The organism is Ancylobacter mangrovi, assembly GCF_024752355.1.
Lineage (GTDB): Bacteria > Pseudomonadota > Alphaproteobacteria > Rhizobiales > Xanthobacteraceae > Ancylobacter > Ancylobacter mangrovi.
Genome location: NZ_JANTHZ010000001.1, coordinates 60,467 through 83,885, shown reverse-complemented (window position 1 = coordinate 83,885; position 23,419 = coordinate 60,467). Strand labels below are relative to the sequence as shown.

At 70.1% G+C, this 23,419-nt stretch carries 19 protein-coding genes; 18 read left to right on the top strand and 1 reads right to left on the bottom strand.

Annotated elements, in window-relative coordinates:
• Positions 1–6 precede the first annotated feature (6 nt).
• From NVS89_RS00390 to NVS89_RS00305, 18 genes are all read left to right on the top strand, one after another.
• Positions 7–1,470, top strand: a complete 1,464-nt coding sequence (locus tag NVS89_RS00390; RefSeq protein ID WP_258730469.1) for a multicopper oxidase family protein — start codon at positions 7–9, stop codon at positions 1,468–1,470.
• A gap of 68 nt (positions 1,471–1,538) precedes the next feature.
• Entirely contained in the window at positions 1,539–2,741 is a 1,203-nt protein-coding gene (locus NVS89_RS00385; protein WP_258730468.1) for a di-heme oxidoredictase family protein, read from the top strand.
• Between the two features lie 10 nt (positions 2,742–2,751).
• A complete protein-coding gene (locus NVS89_RS00380) occupies positions 2,752–3,876 on the top strand; it encodes an imelysin family protein (protein WP_258730467.1) in 1,125 nt (374 codons plus the stop codon).
• Between the two features lie 10 nt (positions 3,877–3,886).
• Complete coding sequence (locus NVS89_RS00375; protein WP_258730466.1) at positions 3,887–4,999, top strand: DUF1513 domain-containing protein; 1,113 nt, start codon at positions 3,887–3,889, stop codon at positions 4,997–4,999.
• A 95-nt stretch (positions 5,000–5,094) separates the two neighbouring features.
• Entirely contained in the window at positions 5,095–6,282 is a 1,188-nt protein-coding gene (locus NVS89_RS00370; protein ID WP_258730465.1) for an aminotransferase, read from the top strand.
• Between the two features lie 193 nt (positions 6,283–6,475).
• The gene (urtA, locus tag NVS89_RS00365) at positions 6,476–7,786 is read left to right on the top strand and encodes an urea ABC transporter substrate-binding protein (RefSeq protein WP_258730464.1); all 1,311 of its coding nucleotides are present in this window, start codon (positions 6,476–6,478) and stop codon (positions 7,784–7,786) included.
• Positions 7,787–7,939: 153 nt separating this feature from the next.
• Positions 7,940–9,562, top strand: coding sequence for an urea ABC transporter permease subunit UrtB (gene urtB / locus NVS89_RS00360; protein ID WP_258730463.1), 1,623 nt, complete (start codon positions 7,940–7,942; stop codon positions 9,560–9,562).
• Positions 9,559–10,713 carry an urea ABC transporter permease subunit UrtC gene (urtC, locus tag NVS89_RS00355; protein ID WP_258730462.1) on the top strand — a complete coding sequence of 385 codons (1,155 nt, stop codon included), beginning with the start codon at positions 9,559–9,561 and terminating at the stop codon, positions 10,711–10,713. The genes urtB and urtC overlap by 4 nt, the downstream gene beginning before the upstream one ends.
• A gap of 10 nt (positions 10,714–10,723) precedes the next feature.
• Positions 10,724–11,545, top strand: coding sequence for an urea ABC transporter ATP-binding protein UrtD (gene urtD / locus NVS89_RS00350; protein ID WP_258730461.1), 822 nt, complete (start codon positions 10,724–10,726; stop codon positions 11,543–11,545).
• Between the two features lie 3 nt (positions 11,546–11,548).
• Positions 11,549–12,244, top strand: a complete 696-nt coding sequence (urtE, locus tag NVS89_RS00345; protein ID WP_258730460.1) for an urea ABC transporter ATP-binding subunit UrtE — start codon at positions 11,549–11,551, stop codon at positions 12,242–12,244.
• Positions 12,219–13,133 (top strand): urease accessory protein UreD, encoded by a 915-nt coding sequence (locus NVS89_RS00340; RefSeq protein ID WP_258730458.1) that lies wholly within the window; start codon positions 12,219–12,221, stop codon positions 13,131–13,133. The genes urtE and NVS89_RS00340 overlap by 26 nt, the downstream gene beginning before the upstream one ends.
• Positions 13,134–13,215: 82 nt before the next feature.
• A complete protein-coding gene (locus NVS89_RS00335; protein WP_258730457.1) occupies positions 13,216–13,836 on the top strand; it encodes an urease subunit gamma in 621 nt (206 codons plus the stop codon).
• Positions 13,837–13,899: 63 nt separating this feature from the next.
• The gene (gene ureC, locus NVS89_RS00330) at positions 13,900–15,612 is read left to right on the top strand and encodes an urease subunit alpha (RefSeq protein ID WP_258730456.1); all 1,713 of its coding nucleotides are present in this window, start codon (positions 13,900–13,902) and stop codon (positions 15,610–15,612) included.
• 124 nt (positions 15,613–15,736) lie between these two features.
• Entirely contained in the window at positions 15,737–16,522 is a 786-nt protein-coding gene (locus NVS89_RS00325; protein ID WP_258730455.1) for an urease accessory protein UreE, read from the top strand.
• 3 nt (positions 16,523–16,525) lie between these two features.
• Positions 16,526–17,233, top strand: a complete 708-nt coding sequence (locus NVS89_RS00320) for an urease accessory protein UreF (protein ID WP_258730454.1) — start codon at positions 16,526–16,528, stop codon at positions 17,231–17,233.
• 16 nt (positions 17,234–17,249) lie between these two features.
• Positions 17,250–17,897, top strand: coding sequence for an urease accessory protein UreG (gene ureG, locus NVS89_RS00315; RefSeq protein ID WP_258730453.1), 648 nt, complete (start codon positions 17,250–17,252; stop codon positions 17,895–17,897).
• Positions 17,898–18,066: 169 nt separating this feature from the next.
• Positions 18,067–20,352, top strand: a complete 2,286-nt coding sequence (locus NVS89_RS00310) for a putative bifunctional diguanylate cyclase/phosphodiesterase (protein WP_258730452.1) — start codon at positions 18,067–18,069, stop codon at positions 20,350–20,352.
• A 73-nt stretch (positions 20,353–20,425) separates the two neighbouring features.
• Complete coding sequence (locus NVS89_RS00305) at positions 20,426–22,168, top strand: ArnT family glycosyltransferase (RefSeq protein WP_258730451.1); 1,743 nt, start codon at positions 20,426–20,428, stop codon at positions 22,166–22,168.
• 51 nt (positions 22,169–22,219) lie between these two features.
• Here NVS89_RS00305 and metC read toward each other — a convergent pair whose 3' ends face one another.
• Positions 22,220–23,410: a cystathionine beta-lyase gene (metC, locus tag NVS89_RS00300; RefSeq protein ID WP_258730450.1), complete on the bottom strand. Its 1,191-nt coding sequence runs from the start codon at positions 23,408–23,410 to the stop codon at positions 22,220–22,222.
• Positions 23,411–23,419: the final 9 nt, after the last annotated feature.

Below are 23,419 nucleotides of genomic sequence, written 5' to 3'. Positions count from 1 at the left end.
GCCGTCATGACGAGAAGCGGCGCGGGATTCTCGCGCCGCGCCTTCCTTCGTGCGGGCGCGGCTCTGGGCGCGATGGCGGCGATAGCCCCCTCGCGCACGGGCCGGGCCCATACGCCCGAGCCCTTCGTGCCGACCCGCACGCTCACGCTCACCTCGGGCGAGACCGAGCTGCACCTGCTCGGGCCCGACAAGCCGGCGACCCGCGTCTACGCCTATGACGGCCAGCCGCTGAGGCTGCTGCGCATGCCGCGCGGCACGCGGCTCGAGGCGACCTATGTGAACGGGCTCGACGAGGGCTCCTCGCTGCATTTCCACGGCATCCGCATGCCGAACGAATATGATGGCGTGCCGCCGCTGACCCAGCCGCTGGTCGGGCCGGGCGAGCGCTTCGTCCACCGCCTGCCGCTGGACGACCCCGGCACCTATTTCTTCCATCCCCATTGCGACGAGACCGGCCAGTCCGGCCGCGGTCTGGTCGGCACGCTGATCGTCGAGGACGAGCGCGATCCGCCCTTCGACCTCGACGAGGTGCTGTGCCTCAAGGACTGGCGTCTCGACGACGACGGCAGCTTCCTCGAGCTGACCGAGCCGTCCGGCGCCTCGAAGGCGGGCACCTTCGGCCAGACCCGCCGCGTCAACGGCGTGCCGCAGCTCGAACTCACTGCGCCCGCCGGCGGCGACGTGCGCCTGCGCATCCTCAACGTCGATGCGAGCCGCGTCATGGGCATCGGCGTCGAGGGCGCGAAGGCATGGCTGATCGCGGTCGACGGCCACGCGCTCGATCCGATCCTGCTCGACGACCTGCCGGACGGCATCTGGCGCATGGGTCCGGCCCAGCGCATCGACGTCCATCTGCGCATGCCGACCGACGGCGCACCGGTGCGTGTCGGCGACTACGCGGCGGCGGACATCTACTATTTCGCCAGCCTCGCCGCGTCCGGCACGCCCAAGGCGCATCCGGGGGAGGGGCCGCTGGCGCTGCCGCGCGCGGAGCTGCCCTTTCCCGACCTCGATTCCGCCGAATTCCATTCCTTCACCCTGCAGCAGGCGACCGACCAGGCGGTGAAGCAGCTCGGCCTGCCGCCGGACGATCCGCTGTCCAAGGCGCTGGTGGCGAGCTTCTGCGTCGGCGCGACGACGTACTGGTCGATCGGGCAGGTGTCCTGGGCCACCGGAAACCGACTCGGCCTGCCGCCGCCGCTGGCGGTGATGAACGAGGGCCGCAGCTACCGGATCCAGATCAAGAACGAGACCCGCTTTTCCCATCCCATGCACCTGCACGGCCATGCCTTCGCGGTGCTGAGCTCATCGAAGGGGCGGCTGCCGCAGCATTTCGCCGACACCGTGCTGGTGCAGCCGAACGAGGCGGTCGAGATCGGCTTCGTCGCGGCGCAGGGCGACTGGGTGTTCCACTGCCACATCCTGGAGCATATGGAGACCGGGATGATGGGCTGGTTCCGGGTGATATGATGAACGCGCGCCGCCGGCAGGCTGTGGCTGCCCCGGCCCCGCGCCGGGCGGGGCGGGGTGTCGCCGCCATGCTCGCCTTTCTCGGCACGCCGCTGTTCGGCCTCGCGCTGGCGACCTCCGCAATGGCGGACGATACCCGCCTCGACGCCGCCATCGGCAAGGCGCTGTTCGAGCGCCCCTGGGTGCCGGCGCCGAGCTCGACCCGCGCCAATGACGGTCTCGGCCCGCTCTTCGACGCGCGCTCCTGCTCGTCCTGCCATCCCGGCTCCGGCCACGGCGCCACCGCGCTCGATGCCGCCGGGCGACCCGAAGGGCTCGGGCTGGTGCTGTCGCTGTTCCGCGACGATGGCGGGCCCGATCCCGTCTACGGCCACCGGCTGGAGACGATGACGCTGCCGGGCGTTCCGGCGGAGGGGGCTATCGGCGTCTCGGTGGTTGATGGCCGGCGCGTGCCCCATGCCGACGCTCTCGGCTACGGTCCGCTCGATTCCGCCACTCACATCTCGCTGCGCGTGGCGCCGGAGCTGCACGGGCGCGGGGCGCTGGAGCGGGTCTCGGACGCGACCATCCTCGCCCTTCAGGACCCCGACGATCGCGACGGCGACGGCGTGCGCGGGCGCGCGCGGCGGTTGGAGACGCCGGAAGGCGGCTCCTCGATCGGCCGCTTCGGCTGGAAGGCGAGCCACGCCACCATCGCCAGCCAGACGGCGGAGGCGTTCTCGCTCGATCTCGGCCTGTCGACGCCGGAGCGCCTCGAACCCTGGGGCGACTGCACCGAGGCGCAGACCGCCTGCCGCAACGCCCCGCACGGGCGCGACGCCGAGGGCGAGCCGGAAATCTCCGACGCGATCGTACGGCGCATCGTGCTCTATCTGCGCGGACTGAAGGCCCGGGCCGCCACACCGGACCCGAAGGGCGCGGCGCTGTTCGCGGCGGCGGGGTGCGCGGCGTGCCATCGTCCCTCGCTGCCGACCGAAGGCGGCGGCCAGGTGTCGCTCTATACCGACGTGCTGCTGCACGATCTCGGCAAGGGGCTCGCGGACAGCGCTGGCGTGCCGGGCGCGGGGGCGGGGGAGTGGCGCACCGCCCCGCTCGCCGGCCTCTCCCGGTCGCTGGCGCATGGCGCCGGCCTGCTGCACGATGGCCGCGCGGCGAACGTCGCCGAGGCGGTGCGCTGGCACGATGGCGAGGCCGCCGGCGCGCGAACCCGATTCGAAGCGCTCGATGCGCGCGACCGGCAGACGCTGGTCGATTTTGTGTCCTCACTCTAGCGAGGCGATGATGAAACGTTCCCCTTATGCGCTGGCGCTCGCGCTGGCCGGCCAGTTCGGCCAGGCCGTGCAGGGCGTGCCCGCCGTGGCCACGGTGGCGACCTTCCTGACCGGCATGTTCACGGTGCGCGCCCATGCCGCCGCCGTGTCCGCCCCGGAGGTGGTCGAACAGTGGCTGCTGCCGCGCTACGACAAGCTGCGGACCGACGCGAAGACGCAGCTCGCCGCCTGGGAGGCGTTCTGCAAGGCGCCGTCCGCCGAGGGGGTGAAGACGCTGAAGGAGAGCTTCACCGCGCTCTCGCTCGACTGGTCGGGCGTCGAGTTCGTGTCCTTCGGTCCGGTGATGCTGTCGCTGCGCGGCGACCGGTTCAATTTCTTCCCGGAACGGCGCAACGCGGTCGGCCGCTCGGTCGCCGAGATCATCGCCGACGAGACCGACGAGCGGCTCCAGCCGGACCATTTCTTCCGCCTCAGCGCCGCGGTGCAGGGCCTGCCGGCGATGGAGCGCCTGCTCTTTGACGAGGGCGCGGATGCCGACCTCGTCTCCGGCCCCGAGTCGAAGCGCCGCTGCGCGCTCGGCCTCGCCATCGCCGGCAATCTCGCCAAGCTGGCGGGCGAACTGCGCGAGGGCTGGGGCGACCGCAGCTCCGGTCTGCTCGGCCAGCTCTATGCCGGCAAGTCGGACCCGGTGTACTTCCCCGACCCGAACGCGCTGCTCAGCCAGATGGTGACGGACCTCGCCGGCGCCTATCAGCGCGTCAACGACCTGCGCCTGCTGGTGGTGCTCGGCAAGAATGTCGACCAGGCCAAGCCGCTGCTCGCCGACCGGCGCCGCAGCGGGCTCTCCAAGGAGACCATCGTCGCCATCGTGACCAGCGCCGACGCGCTCGGCCGGCGGCTCGCCGAGGGGCTCGACGCGACGACGCAGGCGACCATCGACAAGAATATGGCCGATGCCGACGCGGCGGCGAAGGCGCTTCCCGACGACATCGGCGCGGCCGCCGAGACCGAAGCCGGCCGCAAGCAGCTCGGCGACGCCATGGCGGTGTTCAAGGCGGCGCAGGCGAGCGTCGCCGATCCGCTGGCGTCCGGGCTCGGCGTGCCGCTCGGCTTCAACGCGCTCGACGGCGACTGAGGAGGCAGACATGGGCATTCTCGATCTCTCCCGCCGCAACCTCATGGGCCGGTTCGGCGATCTCGCCCGCGCCCCGCGCGTGCTGTTCGGCGGCGCGGCCCACGCCCACGACCACGCGCTCGACGCCGAATGGCTGGCGACCGCAGGCGTCGAGGGCGGCTTCGCCCCGGTCATGCTCGGCGCCGACTACGCCGCCACGCAGGTGAAGGCCGGTGCGCAGCGCCTGCACTGGGTCGAACCCAACCCGGACGGGCGCACGGCGATCGCCGTCGCCCGCCGTCCCGGCACCATGGCGGTGCTGTTCGAGTGCCGCTCCGGCGCCGTGCTCGCGACTTTCGAGCCGGGCGAGGGACGGGTCTTCTCCGGCCATGGGCGCTTCATCGAGGGCGGGCGCCGCTTCCTCGCGGTCGAGATCGAGCGCGCGAGCGGGCAGGGCGTGGTGACGCGCCGCGTGGTCGAGGCCGACTTCGCCATCGAGGCGGAATGGGCCTCCGCCGGCATCGGCCCGCACGACATGCTGCCCGCCGATGGCGCGCTGGTGGTGGCGAATGGCGGCGTCGAGCCGCACACGCCCGAAGCGGTCGGCGCCGAGGTCGCCGGCGCCAGCGTTGCGCGTCTTGATCCGCAGACCGGCGAGGTGCGCTCGGTAGCGGAGCTGGGTGAGGACCTGGAATCGCTCTCGCTGCGCCATCTCGCCAGCGGGCCGGACGGGCTCACCGTGATCGCCGCGCAGGACCTGCTCGCCGACGGCATGGCGCGTCCGCTCGTCTACGCGGTGGAAGGCGAGGGGCTGCGCGCCTTCGACGCTCCCGATGAGGAGTGGCGCGGGCTGCGCACCTATGTCGGCTCGGTCGCGGTCGACGCCTCCGGCGCCTTCGTCGCCGCGGCCAGCCCGCGCGGCAACCGCGTCGCGGTGTGGAAGCGCGACGGCCGCTTCCTCGGCTCGCTCACCCTGGTCGACGGATGCGGCCTCGCGCCGACCCGCCAGGGCGGGCAGTTCCTCGCCACCAGCGGGCTCGGCGAGGTGGCGCTGATCGCCGCCGACGAGGAAGGGGTGGGCGTCGTCGCTCGCCGCTCGGGCGGGCCGCGCTTCGACAACCACGCGGTGCTGGCTGCGGGCTGAGCCCGGCGCTTTGACGGCGTTGCCTTTTGCCGGCGGCGGGCGGATAAAACAGCGGTGGCGCGACTTTCACGCCTTTCCGCATGGATCGCCTGTAAATGAACAGCCTCTTCGCCGGCCTGCCGACCACTGTGTTCGAGACCATGTCGCGGCTTGCGCGCGAGCATGCGGCGGTCAATCTCGGCCAGGGCTTCCCGGACGATCCCGGGCCGGAGGATGTGCGCCGCAAGGCGGCCGAGGCGGTGGTCGAGGGGTGGAACCAGTACCCGCCGATGATGGGCGTGCCGGAGCTGCGCCACGCCGTCGCCGCGCATTACCGCGACTGGCAGGGGCTCGATCTCGACCCGGAGGCGGAGGTGATGGTCACCTCCGGCGCCACCGAGGCGCTGGCCGGCGCGCTGTTCGCGCTGATCGAGCCGGGCGACGAGGTGGTGCTGTTCCAGCCGCTCTACGACGCCTATCTGCCGCTGGTGCTGCGCGCGGGCGGCGTGCCGCGCCTTGTGCGGCTGGTGCCGCCGGAATGGCGGCTGACCGAGGAGGCGCTGGAGCGCGCCTTCACTCCGCGCACCCGCCTCGTCCTGTTAAACAACCCGCACAACCCGACCGGCCGCGTGTTCACGCGCGAGGAACTGGAGCTGCTCGCCCGCTTCTGCACCCGCTCGGGCGCGGTGCTGGTGAGCGACGAGGTGTGGGAGCACGTCATTTTCGACGGGCTGACCCATCATTCGGCACTGGACCTGCCGGGCCTTCGCGAGCGCGCGGTGAAGATCGGCTCGGCCGGCAAGATCTTCGGCATGACCGGCTGGAAGGTCGGCTTCGTCTGTGCCGCGCCGGAGCTGATGCGCACCCTGTCGAAGGCGCACCAGTTCCTCACCTTCACCACCCCGCCCGCGCTGCAATATGCGGTCGCCTACGGCCTCGCCAAGGAGCGGGACTGGTTCGTCTCCATGCGCGCCGGGCTGCAGCGCTCGCGCGACAGGCTGGTGGATGGGCTGAGCGCGCGCGGCTTCCCGGTGCTGCCATCGTCGGGCACCTATTTCCTCAATGTCGACCTCGCCCCGCTCGACCCGGCCGCGCGCGACGAGGCGTTCTGCCTCGATCTGGTGCGGCGCCACGGCGTGGCGGCGATCCCGGTCTCGGCCTTCTATGCCCAGGAGCCGGTGGAGAGCGTGGTCCGCTTCTGCTTCGCCAAGACCGACGCCACGCTCGACCGCGCTCTGGGGCGGCTGGAAAAGGCGACGGGAAAGGCATCGGATCGGCTTTCGCCGGAAAATGTATACACATAAATCCGGGAATGGACTCATTTTCGCCTGATATCGGGCGCGACGCCTAAGTTTTGGGCGCGCCCGGCGGTCATCGTCGTTTTTGACCTTCGTCGTAGTGCGGGCTGGCGGCCGGCGGCCTTTGGCACGGCCATTGCAAAACTTTCCCTGGCACGCGGACGGGGGTCCTGCGTGCGAACTCCAGAAGGGAAAGAATATGCTCAACCTGTTCACCCAGGCGCGGCGCATAGCCGGCCGCGCCGCTGTCGGCGCGGCTGCCGTGGCACTGGCTGCGGCCAGCGTCCCCGCTCATGCGCAGGAAACGATCAAGGTCGGCGTTCTGCACTCTCTGTCCGGCACCATGGCCATCAGCGAGACCACGCTGAAGGACACCGTGCTGTTCATGGTTCAGGAGCAGAACGCCAAGGGCGGCGTGCTCGGCAAGAAGCTCGAGGCGGTGGTCGTCGACCCGGCGTCCAACTGGCCGCTCTTCGCCGAGAAGGCGCGCGAGCTGATCTCCAAGGACAAGGTGGCCGTGGTGTTCGGCTGCTGGACCTCGGTGTCCCGCAAGTCCGTGCTGCCCGTGTTCAAGGAGCTGGACAGCATCCTGTTCTATCCGGTGCAGTACGAGGGCGAGGAGAGCGAGCGCAACGTGTTCTACACCGGCGCCGCGCCGAACCAGCAGGCCATTCCCGCCGTCGACTACCTCATGGAGAACGAGGGCGTGCAGCGCTGGGTGCTCGCGGGCACCGACTACGTCTATCCGCGCACGACCAACAAGATCCTTGAAGCCTACCTGAAGTCCAAGGGCGTCAAGGACGAGGACATCATGATCAACTACACGCCGTTCGGCCAGTCCGACTGGCAGACGATCGTGGCGGACATCAAGAAGTTCGGTTCGGCCGGCAAGAAGACCGCCGTGGTGTCGACCATCAACGGCGACGCCAACGTGCCGTTCTACAAGGAGCTCGCCAACCAGGGCATCAAGGCGACCGACATCCCGGTCGTGGCGTTCTCGGTGGGCGAGGAAGAACTCGCCGGCATCGACACCAAGCCGCTGGTCGGCCACCTCGCGGCCTGGAACTACTTCCAGTCGGTCGACACGCCCGAGAACAAGGACTTCATCGAGAAGTGGCGCGCCTACACCAAGAACGACAAGCGCGTGACCAACGACCCGATGGAAGCCACCATGATCGGCTTCAACATGTGGGTGAAGGCGGTCGAGAAGGCCGGCACCACCGACCCGGACGCGGTGATCGACGCGCTGATCGGCGTCTCGGTGCCGAACCTGTCGGGCGGCTACTCGACCATGATGCCGAACCACCACATCACCAAGCCGGTGCTGATCGGCGAAGTGAAGGATGACGGGCAGTTCGACATCGTCGAGCAGACCCCGGGCCTGATCGTCGCGCAGGAATGGTCCCCCTATCTCGAGGGCTCCAAGGACCTGATCGCCGATTGGCGCAAGCCGCTCAACTGCGGCAACTTCAACGTCAAGACCGGCAAGTGCGGCGGCGCCGGCCAGTGAGCCGCCCGCGCATGGGGCCCGTCCTCGTCTGACCTGTGCCGGTCGCCTCCGGGCGGCCGGCTTCCGCTTCCACATCCCGGGAAAGGCATCGGCGCCTTTCCGCCGCCGCAGGCGCCATTCCGGCCGTCCGCAGCGCTACACCGACGGATTGTGATGACCTCACCCGCCCGCTGCCGCAGCTTGTCCTGCGCGCTTCTCTTCGCCGCGCTGGCTCTTGCCACGCTCCTCTGCGCCGGCCGGGCCTCGGCCCAGGACATCAGCGGCGCCCTCGACCAGTTCACCCAGGGCAATTACGGCGCCACGGAAGCGGCGCTGGGCGAGCTCGCGGTCAGCGGCAGCCCGGCCGCCGCCGGCATCGTCCAGGCGCTCGCGGACGGCAAGCTGGTGTTCAGCAATGCGTTGCCGCGCAAGGTGTTCATCGAGACCGACAAGGGGCTGCTCGACCCGCTCACCATGCAGCCGGTGCCCGATCCGGGCCCGGTGAAGCCGGTGCGCGTGAACAACCGTATCCGCCGCGCCATCGAGGCCGCCAGCGGCACGCTCTCCCTTACCAGCCCCGATGCCGCCACGCGGCTCTCCGCGGCGGGCGCCGTGCTGCGTACCCGCGACGAGGCCGCCCTGCCGGCGCTGGAGAAGGCGCTCGCCAAGGAGACCGATCGGCACGTGAAGTCGGCCATGACGCTGGCGCGCTCGGCCATCGTCATCGGCATGGACGGCGTGCCGCCGGAAGAGCGCATCAAGGCGATCGAGGTGGTCGGCGCCGAAGGCAACCAGGACGCCCTCGCCGTGCTGCGCGGCCTGCCCGACAACGCGCTGCCCGAGGTGAAGGAAGCCGCGGCGAAGGAGATCGCCGGCATCCAGCACAGCCTCGCCATGTGGGACGTGGTGCAGAACGTCTGGTACGGCCTCTCGCTCGGCTCGGTGCTCCTGCTCGCCGCGATCGGCCTCGCCATCACCTTCGGCGTGATGGGCGTCATCAACATGGCCCATGGCGAGATGGTGATGCTCGGCGCCTACACCACCTTCGTGGTGCAGCAGGCGATCCGCACCTACGATCCGGGCCTGTTCGACGCCTCGCTCATCATCGCCATCCCGCTGGCCTTCCTGTTCACCGGGCTGATCGGCGTCATCATCGAGCGCACGGTGATCCGCTTCCTGTATGGCCGGCCGCTGGAGACACTGCTCGCCACCTGGGGCATCTCGCTGATCCTGCAGCAGGCGATCCGCACCATCTTCGGGCCCACCAACCGCGAGGTCGGCGCGCCGAGCTGGATGTCCGGCTCGTTCGACATCGGCCAGCTCTCCATCACCTATGGCCGGCTGTGGATCATCATCTTCGCGATGCTGGTCTTCGCCGCGCTGCTGGCGGTGCTGCGGCTCACCCGCATCGGGCTGGAGATGCGCGCCGTCACGCAGAACCGGCGCATGGCCGCCTCCATGGGCATCCGCACCAACTGGGTCGACGCCATGACCTTCGGCCTCGGCTCCGGCATCGCCGGCATGGCAGGGGTGGCGCTGAGCCAGATCGACAACGTCTCGCCCAATCTCGGCCAGGGCTACATCATCGACAGCTTCCTGGTGGTGGTGTTCGGCGGCGTGGGCAATCTGTGGGGCACGCTGGTCGGCGCCATGTCGCTGGGCGTCGCCAACAAGCTGCTGGAGCCCTATGCGGGCGCCGTGCTCGGCAAGATCGCGCTCCTCGTCATCATCATCCTGTTCATCCAGAAACGGCCCCGTGGCCTCTTCGCGCTCAAGGGGAGGTCGATCGAGGCATGAGTACGAGCGATACGCGCCCGCCCGCCCTGCTGGGCACGAGCGGTCTCATCTTCATCGCGGTTCTGGTCGCGGCCGCGATACTGGTGCCGGTGCTGAACCTGCTCACCGCGCCGGGATCGGCCCTGCACGTGCCGACCTATGTCGTCTCGCTGCTCGGCAAGTACCTGACCTATGCGCTGCTGGCGCTCTCGGTCGACCTGATCTGGGGCTATGTCGGCATCCTCTCGCTCGGCCACGGCGCCTTCTTCGCGCTCGGCGGCTACGCGATGGGCATGTACCTGATGCGCCAGATCGGCACGCGCGGCGTCTATGGCGACCCGATCCTGCCGGACTTCATGGTGTTCCTGAACTGGAAGGAGCTGCCCTGGTTCTGGTACGGCTTCGACATGTTCCCATTCGCCGCCGTCATGGTGGTGCTGGCGCCGGGAATCCTGGCGCTGGTGTTCGGCTGGTTCGCCTTCCGCTCGCGCGTGACCGGCGTCTACCTGTCGATCATCACCCAGGCCATGACCTTCGCCCTGCTGCTGGCCTTCTTCCGCAACGACATGGGCTTCGGCGGCAATAACGGCCTGACCGACTTCAAGGACATACTCGGCTTCAACATCCAGGCCGACGGCACGCGCGCGACGCTGTTCGCGCTCTCCGCGCTGGCGCTGGCGCTCGGCTACGTGCTGTGCCGCTACCTGGTGCGCTCGCATTTCGGCAAGGTGCTGATCGCCATCCGCGACGCCGAGACCCGGGTGCGCTTCACCGGCTATAGGGCGGAGAACTACAAGCTGGTCGCCTTCGTGGTGTCCGCCGCGCTGGCGGGCATCGCCGGCGCGCTCTACGTGCCGCAGGTCGGCATCATCAACCCGTCCGAATTCTCGCCCGCCAACTCGATCGAGATCATCGTCTGGGTTGCCGTCGGCGGGCGCGGCACGCTGGTGGGCGCGGCGCTCGGCGCGGTGTTGGTGAACTACGCCAAGACCTATTTCACCTCCGGCTTCCTCGCGCCCTACTGGCTGTTCATGCTGGGCGGGCTGTTCGTCGCGGTGACGCTGTTCCTGCCCAAGGGCATCGTCGGCACCTTCTACGAGTGGCGCGACCGGCGGAAGGCAGCTACCGGCGAGGCGGACGAGCCCGTTGCCGAACCCAGGCCCGCCGAGTGAGGGACGCGTCATGAGCGACATCGAAACGCTGGCTCCCGAAACCGCCGACGCCCCCGCCGAAGGGCTGGGCGCGGCCAAGACGGGCCTCACCGAGGCGCTGCTCTACCTCAACGGCGTGACCGTCACCTTCGACGGCTTCCGCGCCCTGAACGAGCTTTCCTTCACCGTCGATCCCGGCGAGATGCGGGCCATCATCGGCCCCAACGGCGCCGGCAAGACGACGATGATGGACGTCATCACCGGCAAGACGCGGCCCGACAAAGGCGACGTCTACTTCAACGAGGGCAGGACCGACCTCACCAAGCTCGACGAGACCGAGATCGTCACGCTCGGCATCGGCCGCAAGTTCCAGAAGCCGACCGTGTTCGAGAGCCACACCGTGCTCGACAATCTGCGCCTGGCGCTGAAGGGGCAGCGGGCGGCGCTCGCCAACATCTTCCGCAAGGAGACGGCGGCCGAACGCGAGCGCATCGACGAGATCTTCGAGACCATCAAGCTGACCGAGCATCGCGACCGCCTCGGCGGCAATCTCTCGCATGGGCAGAAGCAGTGGCTGGAGATCGGCATGCTGCTGGCGCAGGACCCCAAGCTCCTGCTGGTCGACGAGCCGGTCGCCGGCATGACCGACGCCGAGACCGCGCAGACCGCCGAGCTGCTGCGTGAGATCAACGCCAACGGCCATTCGGTGGTCGTGGTCGAGCACGACATGACCTTCGTGCGCGACCTCGGCGTGCGGGTGCTGTGCCTGCACGAGGGCTCGGTGCTGGCGGAAGGCACGCTCGACCAGGTCAGCGCCAATGAGCGCGTCATCGAAGTCTATCTGGGGCGCTGACGCATGCTGGAAGTCAACGACATCAACCTGTTCTACGGCGCCGCACAGGCGCTGCGCGGCGTCTCGCTCAAGGCCGAAGCGGGCAAGGTGACCTGCGTGCTCGGGCGCAACGGCGTGGGCAAGACCAGCCTGATGCGCGCCATCGTCGGCCAGGCGCCGGTCGCGAAGGGCTCGATCCGTTTCGACGGCGAGGACATCACCACCATGGCGCCCTCCGAGCGGGCGCGGCGCGGCATCGCCTTCGTGCCGCAGGGGCGCGAGATCTTCCCGCTGCTGACCGTCGCGGAAAATCTCCAGACCGGCTTCGCCCCGCTCAAGCGCTCGGACCGTTCCATCCCCGACGACGTGTTCTCGCTGTTCCCGGTGCTCGATTCGATGATGCGCCGGCGCGGCGGCGACCTGTCGGGCGGCCAGCAGCAGCAGCTCGCCATCGGCCGGGCGCTGACCATGCGGCCCAAGGTGCTGGTGCTGGACGAGCCGACCGAGGGCATCCAGCCCTCCATCATCAAGGATATCGGCAATGCGATCCGCTACTTGCGGAGCAAGGGCGATATGGCCATCGTGCTGGTCGAGCAGTATTTCGACTTCGCCAAGGAGCTCGCGGACCATTTCATCGTGATGGAGCGCGGCGCGGTGGTGATGTCGGGCGGTGGCGCCGCCCTCGAGGACCCGGATGTACGCAACCGAATTGCCGTGTGAGCCGGCCCGTCCCGCCTCGATCCCGGTCGAGCGGCGGGGGCACGGGCGGCTCTCGGTCGAGGCGCTGGCCCAGGCCGGGCGCACGGTGCGCGGGCGGATCGAGGAAGCGGGCTTCGCCCGCGCGCGCTTTCCCCTGTCGGGCCGGCGCGGCCACGCTCTGGAGGCGGTGCTGATCAACACCGGCGGCGGGCTCGCCGGCGGCGACACCTCGCACACGTCCATCCGCGCGGCATCGGGTGCCCATCTCGTGGTCACGACGCAGGCGGCGGAGAAGATCTACCGATCCGACGGCTCGCTCTCACGCATCTCGGTCGACCTTTCGGCCGGGGAGGGGGCGAGCCTCGACTGGATGCCGCAGGCGACCATCGTGTTCGACGGTGCGCGGGTCGAGCGCTCCATCGCCGCCGAGGTCGCGCCCGGCGGACGGCTGCTGCTGGTGGAGCCGGTCGTGCTCGGGCGCACCGCGCGCGGCGAGCGTTTCTCCACCGGCCGGCTGCATGACAGTTGGCGGGTCCGGCGCGACGGGCGCCTGATCTATGCCGACGGGCTGGTGCTGGACGGCGACATCGCCGCCACGCTCGACTGCCGCGCCGCTGCCGGCGGCTGGGCGGCCTTCGCCACGCTGCTTCTTGTCGCGCCCGATGCCGAGGGCAGGCTCGCCGCGGTGCGCGCCGCGCTCGGCCTGCCGGACGGCGCCTCCGACGAGCCGCCGGACGTGCCCGGTCCCGCCGGTCGCGGCCCGGAAACGCTCGAGGCCGGGGCCAGCGCCTGGGACGGCATGCTGTCGGTCCGCCTGCTCGCGCGCGACGGCGCGCCGCTCGAGACCGCCATCCGCCGGGCCATCGCCGCGCTCGGCGTGGCGGAGGTCCCGCGCATCTGGCATTCATGATGCAAGCATCGCCGACGCACGAACGCCGGCACCGACGCCCCGCCCGATTTAAGCTCAGCTTTTCAGTATCCGGAGACGCCCGATGAATTTGAGCCCGCGCGAGAAGGACAAGCTCCTGGTCTCCATGGCGGCGATGGTCGCCCGCCGCCGCCTGGAGCGCGGCGTCAAGCTCAACTACCCCGAGGCGGTGGCGCTCATCACCGACGTCGTGATCGAAGGCGCGCGCGACGGCAGGACGGTGGCCGAGCTGATGGCGCTGGGCGCGCAGGTGCTCACCGTCGATCAGGTCATGCCGGGCGTGCCGGAGATGATCTACGAGATCCAGGTCGAGGCCACCTTCCCGGACGGGACCAAGCTCGTCACCGTGCACGAGCCCATTCCCTGGCATCACGGTTCCGGCGCGCCGGGCGAGTTCATCCTGGAGGAGGGCGAGATCGAGCTCCTCGCCGGGCGCGACTTCGTCACGCTCACCGTCGCCAATACCGGCGACCGCCCGATCCAGGTCGGCAGCCACTACCATTTCTTCGAGACCAACCCCGCGCTCGCCTTCGAGCGCGACAAGGCGCGCGGCATGCGCCTCGCCATCCCCTCGGGCACGGCGGTGCGCTTCGAGCCCGGCCAGTCGCGCGAGGTGAAGCTGGTGGCCCTCGCCGGCGACCGCGAGGTCTACGGCTTCCGCCAGGAAGTCATGGGCCCGCTCTAGCCCTTCGTTCGCCCGCGTTTTCCGCCGCCCTTCGCCGCCCGTTGGCCCGAGACGGATTTTTCCATGTCGATCAAGATTTCCCGCTCCACCTATGCCGAGATGTTCGGCCCCACCACTGGCGACCGCGTGCGCCTCGCCGACACCTCGCTCGTCATCGAGGTGGAGAAGGACCTCACCGTCTATGGCGAGGAGGTGAAGTTCGGCGGCGGCAAGACCATCCGCGACGGCATGGGCCAGTCGCAGGTGACGCGCGCCGGCGGCGCGGTGGACACGGTGATCACCAACGCGCTGATCCTTGACCACTGGGGCATCGTGAAGGCCGATATCGGCATCCGTGACGGGCGCATCGCCGGCATCGGCAAGGCCGGCAACCCGGCCATCCAGCCCGGCGTCGACATCGTCATCGGCGCCTCGACCGAGGTGATCGCCGGCGAGGGCAAGATCATCACCGCCGGCGGCTTCGACAGCCACATCCACTTCATCTGTCCGCAGCAGATCGAGCACGCGCTGATGAGCGGCGTCACGACCATGCTCGGCGGCGGCACCGGCCCGGCGGCGGGAACCAACGCCACCACCTGCACCCCCGGCGCCTGGCACATCGAGATGATGCTGCGCGCCTTCGACAGCTTCCCGGTCAACCTCGCCCTCTCGGGCAAGGGCAACGCCTCGCTGCCGGACTCGCTGGTCGAGCAGATCGAGGCGGGCGCCTGCGCGCTCAAGCTGCACGAGGACTGGGGCACGACGCCGGCCGCGATCGACAACTGCCTGTCGGTGGCCGACGACTACGACATCCAGGTGATGATCCATACCGACACGCTCAACGAGAGCGGCTTCGTCGAGGACACCATCGCCGCCTTCAAGGGCCGCACCATCCACGCCTTCCACACCGAGGGCGCGGGCGGCGGGCATGCGCCGGACATCATGAAGGTGGCGGGCCTGCCCAACGTGCTGCCGTCCTCCACCAACCCGACCCGGCCCTTCACCGTGAACACGCTCGACGAGCATCTCGACATGCTCATGGTGTGCCACCATCTCGACCCGCTGATCGCCGAGGACCTCGCCTTCGCCGAGAGCCGCATCCGCAAGGAGACGATCGCGGCGGAGGACATCCTGCACGACCTCGGCGCGATCTCGATGATGAGCTCGGACAGCCAGGCCATGGGCCGGCTCGGCGAGGTCATCACCCGCACCTGGCAGACGGCGCACAAGATGAAGCAGCAGCGCGGCCTGCTGCCGGGCGACAGCGAGCGCAACGACAACGCCCGCGCCAAGCGCTATGTGGCCAAGTACACCATCAACCCCGCCATCGCGCACGGCATGTCGACGCATATCGGCTCGGTGGAGAAGGGCAAGCTGGCGGACCTCGTGGTCTGGTCGCCGGCCTTCTTCGGCACCAAGCCGGACATGGTGATCAAGGGCGGGGCGATCGTCGCCGCGCTGATGGGCGACCCCAACGCCTCGATCCCGACCCCGCAGCCGGTGCATTACCGGCCGATGTTCGGCGCCTTCGGGAAGGCGCGCACGGCGACCAGCTACACCTTCGTCTCGAAGGCGGCGGTGGAGCTCGGCGTCGGCGCGCGGCTCGGCCTCGCCAAGCAGACGGTGGCGATCGAGAACGTGCGCGGCGGCATCGGCAAGGCGTCCATGGTCCACAACGGCGCGACCCCGGTGCTGGAGATCGATCCCGAGACCTACGAGGTGCGCGCGGATGGCGAGCTGCTGACCTGTGCGCCCGCCAGCGAGCTGCCCATGGCGCAGCGCTACTTCCTGTTCTAAGGATGAATCGACGGCCCGGAGCCGGCCGGCGCTTGACCGGCCGCGGCGCGGCCACGACATGCAGGGCCTCATCCGGCCGCAATGCGGCGCCAGCGTTGCCGGCCAGGCCCTCGAGGAGACGATCATGATCCACGCCCGTTCGCTGCTGCCCGCCGGCACCTGGGATCCCGCCACCGCGGCCGACCGCGTCGTCCTGCCCCATGACGGGCGCCACCGCCGCCGCATCGCCATGCGCGGCGAGGCCGACGTCGCCTTCCTGCTCGACCTGCCGGAGGCGATGCGGCTGAAGGACGGCGACGGGCTGTCGCTGGACGACGGGCGCACCGTCGCCGTGGTCGCGGCCGAGGAGCCGGTGGCGGAGATCGTCGCCACCGACCCGCACCACCTCGCCCGGCTGGCCTGGCACCTCGGCAACCGCCACGTGCCGGCCGAGCTGCTCGCCGACCGCATCCGCATCGCCCGCGACAGCGTGCTGGAGGAGATGGCGCGCGGGCTCGGGGCGAGCGTCGAGATCGTCGAGGCGGCGTTCGAGCCGGAGGGCGGCGCTTATGAGGCGGCCGAGGCGCACGGCCATCACGGCCACGAGCACCATGCGCATGGCGAGGCCTGCGGCTGCGGCCATGACCATGGCGACCACGACCATGCCCACCACCACGACCATGGGCACGATCACGAGCATGCGCACGCCCATGACGAGGGGCATAAGGCGAACGCCGGGAAGCATGAACACTCCCACGAACATGGCGAAGCGTGCGGCTGCGGCCACGACCACGACGATCATGGCCATGGCGAGCACGATCACGCCAAGCACGACCACGCCAAGCATGCCCACGACCATCATGCCCACGACGATCACGATCACGCCCATCATGACCATGCCCATCACGATCATGGCCACCGCCGTGGGTGAGCGATGAGCGACGCCGACGGCGCGGCGGGAGCCGGCGCGGCGGACCTTCTGGCGCTGTTCGTCTGGCTGTCGCCCGCCTATCCGGTCGGCGCCTTCGCCTATTCGCACGGGCTCGAATGGGCGGTCGAGACCGGCGACGTCGGCGACGCGGCGTCGCTGCGCGGCTGGGTCGGCGACCTCCTGCTCCATGGCGGCCCGTTCTCGGACGCGGTGCTGCTGGCCCATGGCTGGCGCGCCATGGCGGCCGGGGACGAGGCGGGCCTGCACGAGGTGCTCGAGCTCGCCGCCGCCTTCGCGCCCTCGCGCGAGCGGCAGATGGAGACGCTGAACCAGGGCGACGCCTTCATGGCCGCCACCCGCCACGCCTGGCCGTCGGCGGCGCTGGAGCGGATGGCGGCAATGTGGGACGGGCGGGTCGCCTATCCGGTCGCGGTCGGCGCGGCCGCCGCCGCGCATGCCCTGCCGCTGCCGGCGACGCTGGCCGCCTTCCTCAACGCGGTGGCGGCGAACCTGATTTCCGCCGCCGTGCGGCTGGTGCCGCTCGGCCAGAGCGACGGCAACCGGGTGCTGGCGGCGCTGCTGCCGACCATCCGTCTCGCCGCGACCGAGGCGGGCGAGGTGCCGCTGGAGCGGATCGGCGGGGCGGCGCTGCGCTCCGACATCGCGTCGATGCGCCACGAGACGCAGTATACGCGGCTATTTCGAAGCTGAAGGCGAGGGGAAGGTGATGGCACAGGACAGTTCGGGCCCGCTCAGGGTCGGCATCGGCGGGCCGGTCGGCTCGGGCAAGACGGCGCTGATGGAGGCGCTGTGCCGACATCTGCGCGAGCGCTACGATCTGTGCGCCATCACCAACGACATCTACACCAAGGAGGACGCGGAGATCCTGACCCGCGCCGGCGCCCTGCCGGCCGAGCGGATCATGGGTGTCGAGACCGGCGGCTGCCCGCACACCGCCATCCGCGAGGACGCCTCCGCCAACCTCGCCGCGATCGCCGAGATGCGCGGACGCTTTCCCGCGCTCGACCTCATCCTGATCGAATCGGGCGGCGACAATCTCGCGGCGACCTTCTCGCCCGAGCTCGCCGACCTGACGATCTACGTGATCGACGTCTCCGCCGGCGAGAAGATTCCCCGCAAGGGCGGGCCGGGCATCACCCGCTCGGACCTGCTGGTGATCAACAAGGTCGACCTCGCCCCCTATGTCGGCGCCTCGCTGGAGGTGATGGACCGCGATTCGCGCCGCATGCGCGGCCGGCGGCCCTTCGTCTTCACCAATATCCGCTCCGGCCAGGGGGTGGAGGACGTGGCCCGTTTCATCGTCGAGACCGGCGGGCTGGACGAAATAGCCTCCATAGGCGCGGCGCACCCCTGAAACGGGAGCGATTCTATGGACGGGCGCGCGAAAACACGCTGAAATGCCGTTTGGTTTGCGCGCGGCGGCCGTACCGTATTCGGCATAGTCGAATCCCGTCGTCGCGCCGGGATGACTTGGCGGGCGAGGGGTCGTTCGTCGGTTCGACTGCTGCCCTGTCAGGTGCGCGATGAACTATCCGGTGCCGGAGAACGAGGCGGAGAGGCTGGCGGAGCTCTATGCTCTCGACGTCCTCAATTCCGGCCGGTCCGCCGCGTTGAACGGCATCTGCCTGCTGGCGCGGCAGGTGCTCAATCTCAGCTTCGCCTGCGTCGGCCTCGTCGACCGCGACCGCCAGTGGTTCATGGCGCAGTCGGGCTTCGAGGAGATGGAGGGGACGACGCGCGAGGATTCCTTCAGCACCTGGACCCTTCTCGGCTCGGACGTGCTGGTGGTTCCCGACACGCGCGCGGACGAGCGCTTCGTCTCCAACTCCTTCGTCACCGGCGAGCCGCATATCCGCTTCTATGTCGGCGCGCCGATCGCGCTGCGGCCGGGGCTCAACATCGGCTCGCTGTGCCTGTTCGATCCCGAGCCGCGGGAGTTCAGCGAGGAGCAGCTCGACGTCGTCCGGCACCTGTCCAACATCATCGTCGATCAGTTCCGCCTGCACGAGGCGACGCGCCGGGCCAAGCGCGAGCTCGAGCACCGGCGCACCGGGCAGAGCCTGCTGGAGATGCAGAGCCGCGAACTGTGGCGCCGCCAGACGCTGCTGGCGCAGACCGAGCGCCTCGCCAAGGTCGGCGGCTGGGAGATCGACGTCGCCTCGGAACGGCTCACCTGGTCCGACGGCGTGTACCGCATCTACGGGCTGACGCCCGGTCGGGAGACGACGACGGAGATCGCCCTGTCCCATTTCCCGCCCGAGGCGCGCCAGCAGTTCCTGCGCAAATTCGAAACGGCGCTGGACCAGCGCGAGCCGTTCGAGATCGAGCTGCCCTTCGTGAACGCGCACGGCCACCACCGGCTGGTGCGCAAGTCCTGCGAGCTGGAGGTCGACGGCAACGGGGTGGTGCGCGCCTTCGGCATCCTGCAGGACATCACCGAGCAGAAGGAAGCCGAGCAGCGCATGTGGCACATGGCCAATCATGACGCGCTGACCGGCCTGCCCAATCGCGGCCTGATGCGCGACAAGCTGGACGCCGCGCTGCGGCGGGCGCGGCGCTCGGGCAAGCATGTCGGCGTGCTGCTCGCCGATCTCGACCAGTTCAAGGACGTCAACGACACGCTCGGCCACGATGCCGGGGACGCGCTGCTGATCGAGGCGGCGCGCCGGCTCAGCAACTGCGTGCGGGAGGTCGACACGGTCGCGCGCCTCGGCGGCGACGAGTTCATCATCCTGCTGACCGGCATCGACGGCCCGCAGGAGGGCATGGTGGCGGCGCAGCGCATTCTGGCCGCGCTCAGCTCGCCCTTCGTCTACCGCCGCACCGCGCTGTCCTGCCGGGCCAGCATCGGCGTGACCATGGCGCCGGCCCACGGTACCGACCCCTCGACGCTGCTGAAGAACGCGGACATCGCGCTCTACCGCGCCAAGGCCGCCGGGCGCGGCGTCGCGGTCGAATACGACCCGCAGATGCAGCAGGCGACGGAGAGCCGGATCCAGCTTTCCGCGCGGGTGCGGCTGGCGCTGGAGAACGGCGAGTTCCTGCCCTACTACCAGCCCAAGGTCTGCCTCAACACCGGCGCGATCGTCGGCTTCGAGGCGCTGCTGCGCTGGCGCCATCCGCGCAAGGGGCTGCTGGGTCCGCAGGAGTTCGGGCAGGTGTTCGAGGATGCCGACCTGTCTGTCGCCATCGGCGAGCGGCTGCTCGCCCTGACCACGCGCGACATGGCCTCGTGGATGGAACTCGGCTGCTCCTTCGGCCATGTGGCGCTGAATGTCAGCTCCCCGGAATTCGCCCGCGGCGAGCTTCCCGAGCGCATCCTCTCCGCCCTCGATTCGGCCGGCGTGCCGCCGGAGCGGCTGGTGGTGGAGGTGACCGAGACGGTGTTCCTCGGCCGCACCGCGCAGACCGTGCGCCAGAGCCTCCAGGCGCTGCACCAGGCGGGCGTGTTCATCGCGCTCGACGATTTCGGCACCGGCTACGCCTCGCTGTCGCATCTCAAGCAGTTCCCGGTCGACCGCATCAAGATCGACCGTTCCTTCGTGCACGACATCGAGCACGACATCGACGACGCGGCGATCGTGCGCGCCGTCATCAATCTCGGCCAGAGCCTCGGCATCGAGACGGTGGCGGAGGGCGTCGAGACGCCGGCGCAGGCCGCCTATCTGCGCTCGAATGGCTGCGACTTCGCGCAGGGATTCCTGTATTCGAAAGCGCTGCCGGCCGCGCGCGTTCCGGGCCTGCTGAAGGGCTGGAACGCCAAGGAGGTCGCCCTTCAGGCCTCCGCCTCGCTCGACCGGGCGGTCTGACACTAAGCCTTAGGCGCAATTTCATCTTTCCCTCCAGCCAGCTATGCTCAAACTCTCTTCAGGGGCCGACTCGATGAAGCCAGTGACGGCGCGCGAGCAGGAGCGCGGTGCGACGCACCTGCGGCGCGACGGCTGGCAGGTCGCCGCGCGGATCATGTCGCTGTTCGACGCCGCCGCGTCTTCGCATCGCCGGGCGGGGCTGTTCCTCGTGCTGCTGTGCCTCGCCGCGCTGCTGCCGGGCATGTTCGCCATCCCGCCGGTCGATCGCGACGAGGCGCGCTTCGCCTATGTGTCGCGCCAGATGGTCGAGACCGGCGATCTCGCCGAGGTCCGTGTCGGCCTCGAGGCCCGCCATACCCGCCCGCTGGGTCTGCACTGGATCCAGGCGGGCATCGTCAGGGCGGCCGAGGCGGCGGGCTATGCCAAGGCGCCGCGCACGATCGGCCTCTACCGGCTCACCTCGCTCGCCGGCGGCATCGCCGCGGCGCTGCTGACCTACTGGGCGGCGCTCGCCTTCACCAGCCGCCGCGCGGCGCTGTTCGCGGCCACGCTGCTGGTCTCCTCCGCCTCGTTCGGCGTTGCCGGCCGGCTCGCACTGCCCGACATGCCGCTCGTCGCCTGCATCGCCGCCATGATGGGCGCGCTCGGCCGGCTCTACATGCGTGACGCGGTCGCGGACGCCGGCGGCTGGCGACTGCCGGCGATCCTCTGGAGCGCGCTGGCCCTCGCGCTGATGGTGAAGGGGCTGATCGCGCCGCTCTACCCGGCGCTGGCGGTCGGCGCGCTGGTCGCGGTGGATCGCTCGGCGCGCGTGCTGCGCGGCAGCGCCCCGCTGGCCGGTCTCGGCCTGTGCCTCGTGGTCGGGGCGCTGTGGTTCGTGCTGCGCCATTTCGGCGGCTCGGACGGCGATCCCGCCCTGCGCGCGCTGACCGGCGCGGTCCGCCCGGTGTTCGACGGGTTCCGCGCCCTGCCGGGCACCTATCTGCTGATGTTCTGGGGCATGTTCTGGCCGGGCGCGCCGCTGGCGGCGCTGGCGGTGCCGATCGTCTGGAAGGCGCGACGGCTGCGCGCCATGCGCTTCCTGGTGGCCTGGGTGCTGCCGGCCTGGATCCTGTTCGAGCTGCTGCCGGCCAAGGTGCCGGCCCAGCTCATGCCGGTCTTTCCGGCGCTGGCGATCCTCATTGCGGTGGCGGTCGAGCGCGGGGCGCTGGCGCTTTCCAATACGCGGCTCGTGCGGGTGCTCTGGCTGTGGCCGGTGATCGGCGCGCTGATCGCGGTGCTGGCGCTACTGGGGCTCGCGGTGTTCGACGGCACCACCAGCCTGCTCGCCTGGCCGCTGCTGATCGCGGGCTTCTACGCGCTGGTGACGGCGGCCTCCTTCGTGCGCGACTACGGGATCGAGAAGGCGACGCTGCTCGCCATCGCCGGCATGCTGGTCTCCGGCTTCGGCGTGGTGCAGCTCGTGCTGCCGCAGATGCAGAGCCTGTGGATTTCGCCGCGCCTCGCCGCGCTCGCGTCCCGCACGCCCTGCGCCGAAGGCTCCGGCGAGCGGATCGTGGCGGCGGCCGGCTTCAGCGAGCCGAGCCTGCTCTTCGCCATGCCCGGCCCGGTGCGCTTCGTCGACGGGGAGGGGGCGGCCGACTTCCTCGACCAGCCCGGCTGCCGGGTGGTGTTCGTCGAGCGGCGCCAGGAGGCGCGGTTCGGGCGCCGCGCCGAATGGCTCGGCCTGCACATCGAGCGCGGCGCCGAGGTCGCGGGCTTTGATCCCGCGGCCGGGCGCCGGGTGCGGCTCTCGCTCTACCGCAACGCCGATTGAAGCCGCCTGCCGGCCGCTCGAACTGGCCTCGCGCGGCCGGCCCGTCCCCGCTCAGCTCAGCGAGGCGAGGCGGGCGAAGCCGCGCGTCAGGTCGGCGATCAGGTCGTCCGTGTCCTCCAGCCCGACATGCACGCGGATGGCCGGCCCGCCGGGCTGCCAGCTTGTCGCCGTGCGGTAGGCCGAGCAGTCGAACGGGATGGCGAGGCTCTCGAACCCGCCCCAGCTGAAGCCGAGCCCGAACAACTGCAACTCGTCGAGGAAGCCGTCCACCGCCGCCTTCGGCACCGGCTTGAGGATGAAGCTGAACAGCCCCGAGGCGCCGGTGTAGTCGCGCTTCCACAGCGCATGGCCGGGGTCGCTCGGCAAGCCCGGATGAAGCACGCGCAGCACCTCCGGCCGCTCGGCCAGCCAGCGGGCGATGGCGAGGCCGGACTGCTGGTGCCGGGCGAGCCGCACGCCGAGCGTGCGCATGCCGCGCGCGGTGAGGAACGCGTCCTCCGGCGCCACGGTGATGCCGAGGTCGCCATGGGTCGCCTTGATCCGCCCGAAGGCGCGGGCATTGCCGGAGACGGTGCCGATGTTCAGGTCCGAATGCCCGCCGAGATATTTGGTGCCGGCATGGATGGAGATGTCCACGCCGACATCGTGCGGCCGGAAGAACAGCGGCGTCGCCCAGGTGTTGTCCATCAGCGTGAAGATGCCGCGCTCGGCGGCGGCGGCCGTGATGGCGGGAACGTCCTGCATCTCGAACGACTGCGAGCCCGGCGATTCCATGAAGATCGCGCGGGTGTTGGGGCGGAACAGCGCGGCGATGTCGCCGCCGACCAGCGGGTCGTAGAAGGTGGTCTCGATGCCGAAGCGCTTGAGCGTCACGTTGCAGACGCGCCGGGTCGGCTGATAGGCGGTGTCGACCATCAGCAAATGGTCGCCGCTGTCGAGCACCGAGAGCAGGGCGAGGCTGACCGCGGAGAGCCCCGACGGCGCCAGCACCACACCCTCGCCACCCTCGAGCCGCGTCAGCGCCTCTTCCAGCCCTTCCGTGGTCGGGTTGCCGCGCCGGCCGTATGCGTAGCGGCCGGTATGTCCTTCGAGGTCGGCGACGGTCGGCGAGAGCACGGTCGAGCCGCGCACGACGGGCACGTTCACAAAGCCGTAGGAGTGTTGGGGGTCGCGACCGCCGATGACCAGTTCCGTTTCGACGGCATAGGCCGGTGAATTCTTGGTTCTTGCCTGCTTGGCCATGCCCTCTCG

What these genes read in the sequence shown, in the direction of transcription:
- NVS89_RS00390 (WP_258730469.1), top strand. Translation starts at nt 7, where the DNA reads ATGACGAGAAGCGGCGCGGGATTCTCGCGCCGCGCCTTCCTTCGTGCG.
- NVS89_RS00385 (WP_258730468.1), top strand. Translation starts at nt 1,539, where the DNA reads ATGCTCGCCTTTCTCGGCACGCCGCTGTTCGGCCTCGCGCTGGCGACC.
- NVS89_RS00380 (WP_258730467.1), top strand. Translation starts at nt 2,752, where the DNA reads ATGAAACGTTCCCCTTATGCGCTGGCGCTCGCGCTGGCCGGCCAGTTC.
- NVS89_RS00375 (WP_258730466.1), top strand. Translation starts at nt 3,887, where the DNA reads ATGGGCATTCTCGATCTCTCCCGCCGCAACCTCATGGGCCGGTTCGGC.
- NVS89_RS00370 (WP_258730465.1), top strand. Translation starts at nt 5,095, where the DNA reads ATGAACAGCCTCTTCGCCGGCCTGCCGACCACTGTGTTCGAGACCATG.
- urtA (WP_258730464.1), top strand. Translation starts at nt 6,476, where the DNA reads ATGCTCAACCTGTTCACCCAGGCGCGGCGCATAGCCGGCCGCGCCGCT.
- urtB (WP_258730463.1), top strand. Translation starts at nt 7,940, where the DNA reads ATGACCTCACCCGCCCGCTGCCGCAGCTTGTCCTGCGCGCTTCTCTTC.
- urtC (WP_258730462.1), top strand. Translation starts at nt 9,559, where the DNA reads ATGAGTACGAGCGATACGCGCCCGCCCGCCCTGCTGGGCACGAGCGGT.
- urtD (WP_258730461.1), top strand. Translation starts at nt 10,724, where the DNA reads ATGAGCGACATCGAAACGCTGGCTCCCGAAACCGCCGACGCCCCCGCC.
- urtE (WP_258730460.1), top strand. Translation starts at nt 11,549, where the DNA reads ATGCTGGAAGTCAACGACATCAACCTGTTCTACGGCGCCGCACAGGCG.
- NVS89_RS00340 (WP_258730458.1), top strand. Translation starts at nt 12,219, where the DNA reads ATGTACGCAACCGAATTGCCGTGTGAGCCGGCCCGTCCCGCCTCGATC.
- NVS89_RS00335 (WP_258730457.1), top strand. Translation starts at nt 13,216, where the DNA reads ATGAATTTGAGCCCGCGCGAGAAGGACAAGCTCCTGGTCTCCATGGCG.
- ureC (WP_258730456.1), top strand. Translation starts at nt 13,900, where the DNA reads ATGTCGATCAAGATTTCCCGCTCCACCTATGCCGAGATGTTCGGCCCC.
- NVS89_RS00325 (WP_258730455.1), top strand. Translation starts at nt 15,737, where the DNA reads ATGATCCACGCCCGTTCGCTGCTGCCCGCCGGCACCTGGGATCCCGCC.
- NVS89_RS00320 (WP_258730454.1), top strand. Translation starts at nt 16,526, where the DNA reads ATGAGCGACGCCGACGGCGCGGCGGGAGCCGGCGCGGCGGACCTTCTG.
- ureG (WP_258730453.1), top strand. Translation starts at nt 17,250, where the DNA reads ATGGCACAGGACAGTTCGGGCCCGCTCAGGGTCGGCATCGGCGGGCCG.
- NVS89_RS00310 (WP_258730452.1), top strand. Translation starts at nt 18,067, where the DNA reads ATGAACTATCCGGTGCCGGAGAACGAGGCGGAGAGGCTGGCGGAGCTC.
- NVS89_RS00305 (WP_258730451.1), top strand. Translation starts at nt 20,426, where the DNA reads ATGAAGCCAGTGACGGCGCGCGAGCAGGAGCGCGGTGCGACGCACCTG.
- metC (WP_258730450.1), bottom strand. Translation starts at nt 23,410, where the DNA reads ATGGCCAAGCAGGCAAGAACCAAGAATTCACCGGCCTATGCCGTCGAA.